We start from the raw sequence: 2,806 nt of genomic DNA, 5'->3' as shown, positions 1-2,806 counted from the left end.
TCTGCATATCTGACACTTTGGTTCCCACTACTTATTTGGTGGACACCACTTTGTCTAATTCGTCAGATTCTGACCAGACGGTTCAGGCTGTACGCTTACGCATCAGCGTGCCGGAAAGTTTTTGTAGCTGTTCAACAGTCGCGCCCTTAAACGAACCGCTACGTAACCAGGCCGCCGATGGGGCAGGACTGAAACGGGAAAACAACAATTGCCCCGGCGTCCTGGTGGCATTTTTGAAGCCCTGGAAATAAAGCTGAGCGCGTGCGTACTCATCGGATAATGCACCAAAATACGCGGCCACATCATCCGGAGAGGAAAACGGAACCACAGTGCCGACCGGAAGTAACGGATTACTGGTCAACAGCAGGCCGTTAAGATCGACGGCATTACCCGCCACAGCCAGCACACCGGGATTTATCTGTACATCTTTACTGAGTGGAATTGGCATTATCAGCCTCCGTTGTCCGGGTGATCACGTTGTCAAAAAACATCAGGGAAGTTGTGACCACAGGGTTAATCTGCATCTGAATATCAAGCGTCCAGCGCGGTTCATACTGTTGCTGACCGTTGGGGAATGTGGTGTTAAAGGGCTCTGAGCAATACAGCGGGGAAATCAGCCCACCGCCCTGCCGGAAAAGCCGTACGGAAAATTCAGACCGGAAAAGCGTTGCCAGCACCTGAGCGTTATCTGCCGCGTGAGGGCCGTAGAAATCAAGCTGGCAACGCCATTTTGTGGTACGGGTGATATGCTGAGAGCCCTCACCAGCCTGCGCTGGCGCAGAATATGCCACTACCGCAGTGGATAATCCGGTAACATCAATGCCCGTCATGGTGATGAAATTCCCCTGAGGCATCGGGACCTGGTTCTGCTGCGTTCGTTCAATCCCGGCATCAGAAAAAAGCCCCCGGTGATAATCACCGAGGGCCTGATAAAGAGCGCTTTCCGTAACGGAGAGGGTCACACCTGAAGGCATACAATAACCCTCGTCCAGTCAGGCCAGATTTCCAGTACCTCAATCACCAGCCACGTTTCATCGCCAATAACAAATTTATCGCCTCCCTGTTGCCGGGCACGGTTAAGCCCGCACCAGTTACCATCGGTATACAATGTGGCGAAAACTCCCTGCTGGTTAAGATTATCAAGATGACGTAAATCAGCCTGGGTGACAGCCTGCTTTTGCCCCCTGACGGAAACCGGATCTTCATACTCAGGTACGCGGGAATAATCTGCCTGCTGTGTACTCCCGCGGGAACGATAAACCAGCGCGTCTGTAAAGGGATTTACCCGACGTACTGCGCCGGAAACAATACCGTGAAAGTTCATTTTTTGCCCCCGTCTACAGAATAATCAACGCTGTCCATCATATGTCCGGTTTCAATAAGCGGGTTGTTAAAACCCTTTTGCCGGGCAGTGGATGCAGCGTTGGACGGACTTTCCCAGTCGCGAACAGACATCTGCAACTGCCCTTTGATATGTTCTCCCATACACACCAGAGCGGTCGCAGTATCAAAATCATTCGCCCGTAATAAGGTCGCCATTTTTTCGCCCCATTCGGGACTTTTATGTTCGATCATCTTACGGAAGAACGGACGGGGGGGAATGGTGACCGTGTGCTCAGGAATAACCACATCCTGAACAAAATTCCCTTTACCGGCTTTGACAAAGCGGTGCCCGGTTTCTCCCGTTTTTTCGTTATAGCGAAAGTGGAGCGTCTGCTCACGGGCGGGTATGACCGCTCTTCCACCAAACTCCTGAACTGCGGCAATATAAGCCACTGACGTACCGTCAGGGTAAGTTGCTCCCTCAAGAAAACCCACTTTGAGTTTTTTACCCAATGAAAGGTTCGCGGCAACCTGTTTCAGCTTCTGCCGGAACTGTTTGCCACCTGTGACTTTATTTACCATCGACGCCCCCTCCCGTATCCCCGGTAATAATGCCCCGGATATCGCGAAGGTGCCCCCCCGGAATGATACTGCATTGAGCGGTATGGCGCTGTCGCCTGCCAGTAGTCAGCACCCCAGGGGGTCTGGAGATACCACCACGACGCATCATTACTGCCGCTATTATCCACCGATACCGATACAGAACCTTCCGACGCACTGGTGATACGCCCCACCAGACCAGCCTGCCCGTCTCTCCCGTTTCCCAGCCCCCGCAATGCGCACAGATGCGCAACCAGCAGGAACAGAAGCTGTTCCCGCTCCTTCAGGTCGGTAACCGGACTGTCGTCCGTGTTATCCAGGTACAACGCGGTCGCCCGGTTAAACACCGCCGTCAGTAGCTCCGGTGTCACCGTGGAAAACTCCGGGTACAGACTGACAAACATCCGACAGTCAAACGTCACCGTACCCATAGCGTTTACTCCTGAGGTTTACCCATCACTTCATCATTGCGGTTAACGCCCGGAGCCGGATTTTTCTGCGGCAGCGGTTCAAGGCCGGATTTAACGGCTTTCTGCTCCGTAGCCTGCGAGACTGCACTGTTCGCCTTATCCTGCGCAAAAATAACGCCATTTTTCACATAAGGTTGCTGTCCGTGCTCCGCCAGCCAAGCGTCAAAAAACACCTTATCGACCTGCGTCAGACCATAGCCCCCCACAATTTTAACCGCGTTATTCCGCCAGCCTGCCACCTGAACCCGTTTCTGACCCACTTCCAGCACCAGACCGTTCGGCAGTTTGCAGCCCACTGTTACCATTTCAGCCTACCATGGTTCGGCCGGAGCAAGAAGCATCGCCACAATGGCAACCCGGAGAGGCTACCAGATGGGACGCTGGCTTGCTGGCAGGCTCATGAAAGAGCTGGG

The 2,806-nt window shown here is 53.5% G+C and carries 6 protein-coding genes; all 6 read right to left on the bottom strand.

What is annotated here, in order from left to right; all coding sequences use genetic code 11:
* Positions 1-82: 82 nt before the first annotated feature.
* The 6 genes from BGK49_RS11720 to BGK49_RS11695 are packed head-to-tail and all read right to left on the bottom strand — an operon-like array spanning position 83 to position 2,698.
* Complete coding sequence (locus tag BGK49_RS11720) at positions 83-448, bottom strand: DUF3383 family protein (RefSeq protein ID WP_001122284.1); 366 nt, start codon at positions 446-448, stop codon at positions 83-85.
* Complete coding sequence (locus tag BGK49_RS11715) at positions 429-974, bottom strand: phage neck terminator protein (RefSeq protein WP_001139093.1); 546 nt, start codon at positions 972-974, stop codon at positions 429-431. The genes BGK49_RS11720 and BGK49_RS11715 overlap by 20 nt, the downstream gene beginning before the upstream one ends.
* Positions 959-1,324 carry a phage collar protein gene (locus tag BGK49_RS11710; protein ID WP_001009072.1) on the bottom strand — a complete coding sequence of 122 codons (366 nt, stop codon included), beginning with the start codon at positions 1,322-1,324 and terminating at the stop codon, positions 959-961. Before BGK49_RS11710 ends, BGK49_RS11715 begins: the two co-directional genes overlap by 16 nt.
* Positions 1,321-1,905 carry a hypothetical protein gene (locus tag BGK49_RS11705; RefSeq protein WP_000247612.1) on the bottom strand — a complete coding sequence of 195 codons (585 nt, stop codon included), beginning with the start codon at positions 1,903-1,905 and terminating at the stop codon, positions 1,321-1,323. The genes BGK49_RS11710 and BGK49_RS11705 overlap by 4 nt, the downstream gene beginning before the upstream one ends.
* On the bottom strand, positions 1,899-2,354 hold the full coding sequence (locus BGK49_RS11700) for a DUF4054 domain-containing protein (protein ID WP_000537609.1): 456 nt from the start codon (positions 2,352-2,354) through the stop codon (positions 1,899-1,901). The genes BGK49_RS11705 and BGK49_RS11700 overlap by 7 nt, the downstream gene beginning before the upstream one ends.
* A 5-nt stretch (positions 2,355-2,359) precedes the next feature.
* On the bottom strand, positions 2,360-2,698 hold the full coding sequence (locus tag BGK49_RS11695; protein ID WP_000259035.1) for a hypothetical protein: 339 nt from the start codon (positions 2,696-2,698) through the stop codon (positions 2,360-2,362).
* Positions 2,699-2,806: the final 108 nt, after the last annotated feature.

The sequence above is a fragment of the Shigella sp. FC1544 genome, from assembly GCF_001722145.1.
Classification (GTDB): Bacteria; Pseudomonadota; Gammaproteobacteria; order Enterobacterales; family Enterobacteriaceae; genus Escherichia; species Escherichia coli.
Note: the sequence above shows the minus strand (reverse complement) of the source record. Positions and strands in the feature narration are given on the sequence as shown.